Source organism: Sphingopyxis sp. (assembly GCF_035565275.1).
GTDB lineage: Bacteria > Pseudomonadota > Alphaproteobacteria > Sphingomonadales > Sphingomonadaceae > Sphingopyxis.
Map to the genome: position 1 here is coordinate 1 of NZ_DATMST010000008.1, position 3,315 is coordinate 3,315.

General features: G+C 69.2%; 2 protein-coding genes. Both read right to left on the reverse strand.

Annotation, left to right across the window (positions count from 1 at the left end; translation table 11 throughout):
• Nucleotides 1-2,808: UvrD-helicase domain-containing protein (locus VN047_RS00515; RefSeq protein ID WP_325538951.1), on the reverse strand; the 2,808-nt coding region annotated here is incomplete at its 3' end.
• Nucleotides 2,805-3,315 (reverse strand): PD-(D/E)XK nuclease family protein (locus tag VN047_RS00520; protein ID WP_325538952.1); only part of this gene is annotated, 511 nt, incomplete at its 5' end. The genes VN047_RS00515 and VN047_RS00520, both read right to left, overlap by 4 nt.

The following is a 3,315-nucleotide window of genomic DNA, read 5'->3' on the forward strand; positions in this document are numbered from 1 at the left end:
GACGACGGGCGCGGCGCGCGCCGGCTTCTCGCGCTGCCGCGCCCACGCCTTCGCGTTGACCGCATGAACGCGCTTCTGTCCCCAGCGCGGCCCGGCATCCTGCCAGCCGAGCCCCATATCCTCCATCACCCCGTCGACCGCCGCGTGCCAGCAAAGCTCGGGCAGCGAGCGATCCTCCTTCTTGGTGACGCCCGCGACGACCAGCAACTCCTCGGCGCGCGTCATCGCGACGTAAAGCAGCCGCCAATGCTCCTCGATCTCGGCCGCCGCCTTGGCATCGTGCGCGGCGGCGATCGGCCCGTGCCGTTCCTCCTTCGGCAGGCCGAAGACGGGCAGCCGGTCCCAGCCCTCCAGCGACAGGTCGAATCCGCGCTGGCGCTGCACCGGATCGTCGGTCGCGTCGGCGAGGATGACGATCGGCGCCTGCAAGCCCTTCGACCCATGCACCGTCATCACGCGCACGACGTCGCTGCGCGCCTCGGTCTGGCGCTTGATGTCGGCGCGGCTCGCCTCGACCTCGCTCAGAAAAGCGAGCAGCGATGGCGTGTGCTGGCGCTCGAAATTCAGCGCCTGATTGAGCAGTTCGTCGATCGGATCGCGCGCCTCGCGCCCAAGCCGCGCATAAAGTCGCCGCCGCCCCTGCATCGGCCCCGACAGCACGCGGTCGAGGAAACGATAGGGCGTCGTGAAATCGGCCATGCCGAGCAGGTGACGCAGCGCGGCCATCGTTCCCGCCGGCACCTCGGCCTCGCGATCGCGCAATCGCTCCCACAGCGCGCGTTTGCCGCGCCCGTGCGCGAAGGCGAAGAGATCGTCCTGCGACCAGCCGATCAGCGGCGACACAAGCAGCGAAGCGAGATTGAGATCGTCGAGCGGCTGCACCGCGAAGCGCATCGCCGACAGCAGATCCTGCACCCCGAGCGGCTGGGTCAGCGCGAAGCGGTCGACGCCCGCGACCGGCACACCCAAGGACTGCAACCGCGCGACGATCCGCGCCGCCAGATCGCGGCGGCGGCGGACGAGGATCAATATATCGCCCGGAGCGACGCTGCGTCCGTCCTTGCCGTGCACGATCCAGTCCTGCACCTCATCGGCGAGCGCGCGCGACAGGCGCAGGCTTGCTGGGTCGTTCGCGGGTGCGAGCGGATCGCCGCCCTCGCCTGCATCCTCATCGACCGGCTCGTCGCTCTCGCCTTCGGCCGCGAGTGCCCTGCCGACGGGCAGCGGCTGCCACAGTTCGACGCGCCCCGGATGCTCGCTGCGGAACGGCAAATGCGGCGGCTCGTCGCTCGCAAGGCCCATCAATTCGGTGCCGCCGCCCGCGACCCATGCGTCGACGACATCAAGCACCGCGGGGCTCGACCGGTAATTGGTGACCAGATCGACTTGCGCGAACGGCTGGCCACCGTCGGCCGCCCATTCGCCGAACCGGATGCGCGCCGCCTCGAACGACGCGGGTTCGGTTCCCTGAAAACCGAAGATCGCCTGTTTGCGATCGCCGACGGTGAACATCGTGCGGACGCGTTCGTCCTTTGCGCCGGTGCCCGCGAAAAACTCCTCGGCGAGCGCTGCCACGATTGCCCATTGGCGCGTATTGGTGTCCTGCGCCTCGTCGACCAATATATGGTCGGTGCGCTGGTCGAGCTTGAAACGCACCCATTCGCCGAACTGCCCGAGTCGCAGCAGCGACCCCGCAATCGCGATCAGATCGTCGAAATCGGCCAGCCCGTCCTCGCGCTTCGCCAGCGCATAAGCCTCGGCAAAGCGGCTCCCCAGATCCCACGCCTCCGCCAGCTCGTCGGCGACCTGCATTGCGCGCATCGTCGCCATCAACTCGCCAATCGCCGCCGCGACGCATTCGGCCGAGCCAAGGCAATCGCCCATCTGTTTGCCGGGGGTCAGATAATGGGCGGCGATGTCGCCGTCCTTCTTGACGATCGCGCCCAGCACATCGCCCAGCATCGCCGCGCGCGCAGCCACATCGGCACGCAGCCATGCCGCCATGGTCTCGGCACGCGCGACACCTGTCGCGCTGCCCCAGCCGCGCCCGACAGCGGCAATCGCCGCGATATCGGCATCGGCAATCGCGCCGGCACCGAGCCGCTGGATCAGCCATGCCTCCGCATCGCCATCGGGCAATCCCAGCGCCGCGCGCAGATCATGCCTGCGCGGCGGCAATATTCGTTCGCGAAACGGCGCGGCAAAGGCGTGGGCGCAGCGCACGAGGAACGCCATCGCAGCATCCTGCCCCATGCGCCGCGACAGCATTGCCGCCTGTCCGCGCATCGCATCGCCGTCGGCGCCGGCCTGCCCCAGCAGTTCGCCCATCACCTGCCGCTGCAACTCGGCCGCCTCGCCTTCTTCGAGCGCGCGGAACCCCGGCATGATCTTTGCCTCGAGCGGGAAGCTCGCGAGCAAGGTCTGACAGAAGCTGTGGATCGTCTGCACGCGGATTGCGCCCGGCGCGCTGTCGATCACGGTGGCGAACAGCGAGCGTGCACGGTCGAGGATGCCCGGCTGCTGCCAGTCAGCGCCGAGCGCGTTGAGGTCGACCCGCAGGTCGGCATCGTCCATCCGCACCCACAGCGCGAGCCGGTCGTGAATCCGGTGCGCCATTTCAGCGGCGCCCGCCTTGGTAAAGGTGATGCAGAGGATCGCGTCGGGCGCAACCCCGGCGAGCATCAGTCGCAGGACGCGCGCCGACAGCACCTGCGTCTTGCCCGTGCCTGCCGACGCACCGAGCCACACATGTTCGTCGGGCTCCGCCGCCGCCTGCTGCCCCGGATCGAGATCGTGAAGCCGCGTCATGGCAGGTCCCCGCCCCGCCCGAACCATTCGTCGCGGCGCATCAGCTGATCGTAATCGGTGAAACGTTTCGCATTGTCGCCCGGTGCAAACACGCCGTCGCCGAGCAGATAGGCGGCGGTCAGTTCGGCGAACGCGTCATAGGCGCGCGCGACGGCCTCCTCGGCGGTCTTGAGCTTGCGCCGGCTTCCGTGCGTCGGCGCAACGCTGCCGTCGCTGCCCTTGGCGCGGTCGGCCTTGAGGCTCCAATATTCGAGCGCGTTGATCGGTCCTGCGGCTACGCCGTCGACCTTTCCCATTTCGGCGAGCAGGCCGAGCAGGCCCAGCTGGTTGTCGAGCCCGTCTGCCGCCGCGCTGCCGCTCGGCGCCGCGCCGGTCTTGTAGTCGACGATCGCGAGGCTGCCGTCGGCCAGCCGGTCGATACGGTCGGCCTTGCCCGACAGGCGAATGCCATCGAGTTCGTGCACGCCCGTCACCTCGGTCGCGATCGGCTCGCGCCCCTCGGCCCGC